1 rRNA gene (running past one end of the window) is annotated in these 1,320 nt (G+C 57.0%); it reads left to right on the forward strand.

What is annotated here, in order from left to right:
- The first annotated feature begins 45 nt into the window (after positions 1-45).
- Positions 46-1,320 (forward strand): 23S ribosomal RNA (locus ABZ385_RS33190) (it continues 1,496 nt past the right edge of the window).

Raw genomic sequence — 1,320 nt, forward strand, 5'->3', positions numbered from 1 at the left:
GGTTGGTCGTTGTTTGAGAACTGCACAGTGGACGCGAGCATCTGTGGCCAAGTTTTTAAGGGCGCACGGTGGATGCCTTGGCACCAGGAACCGATGAAGGACGTGGGAGGCCACGATAGTCCCCGGGGAGTCGTCAACCAGGCTTTGATCCGGGGGTTTCCGAATGGGGAAACCCGGCAGTCGTCATGGGCTGTCACCCGCTGCTGAACACATAGGCAGTGTGGAGGGAACGCGGGGAAGTGAAACATCTCAGTACCCGCAGGAAGAGAAAACAACCGTGATTCCGGGAGTAGTGGCGAGCGAAACCGGATGAGGCCAAACCTACGACGTGTGAGACCCGGCAGGGGTTGCGTCGTGGGGGTTGTGGGATCTCTCTTTCACAGTCTGCCGGCTGTGAGACGAGTCAGAAACCGTTGATGTAGGCGAAGGACATGCGAAAGGTCCGGCGTAGAGGGTAAGACCCCCGTAGTCGAAACATCAGCGGCTCGTTTGAGAGACACCCAAGTAGCACGGGGCCCGAGAAATCCCGTGTGAATCTGGCGGGACCACCCGTTAAGCCTAAATATTCCCTGGTGACCGATAGCGGATAGTACCGTGAGGGAATGGTGAAAAGTACCGCGGGAGCGGAGTGAAATAGTACCTGAAACCGTGTGCCTACAAGCCGTGGGAGCGTCGCGCATCAAGCTTGCTTGGTGCGTCGTGACTGCGTGCCTTTTGAAGAATGAGCCTGCGAGTTTGCGGTGTGTTGCGAGGTTAACCCGTGTGGGGAAGCCGTAGCGAAAGCGAGTCCGAATAGGGCGATTTAGTAGCGCGCTCAAGACCCGAAGCGGAGTGATCTAGCCATGGGCAGGTTGAAGCGGCTGTAAGAGGTCGTGGAGGACCGAACCCACCAGGGTTGAAAACCTGGGGGATGACCTGTGGTTAGGGGTGAAAGGCCAATCAAACTCCGTGATAGCTGGTTCTCCCCGAAATGCATTTAGGTGCAGCGTCGTGTGTTTCTTGCCGGAGGTAGAGCACTGGATAGGCGATGGGCCCTACCGGGTTACTGACCTTAGCCAAACTCCGAATGCCGGTAAGTGAGAGCACGGCAGTGAGACTGTGGGGGATAAGCTCCATGGTCGAGAGGGAAACAGCCCAGAGCATCGACTAAGGCCCCTAAGCGTACGCTAAGTGGGAAAGGATGTGGAGTCGCACAGACAACCAGGAGGTTGGCTTAGAAGCAGCCACCCTTGAAAGAGTGCGTAATAGCTCACTGGTCTAGTGATTCCGCGCCGACAATGTAGCGGGGCTCAAGCGTACCGCCGAAGTCGTGTCATTCCA

It is taken from the genome of Streptomyces sp. NPDC005898 (assembly GCF_040629635.1).
GTDB lineage: Bacteria > Actinomycetota > Actinomycetes > Streptomycetales > Streptomycetaceae > Streptomyces.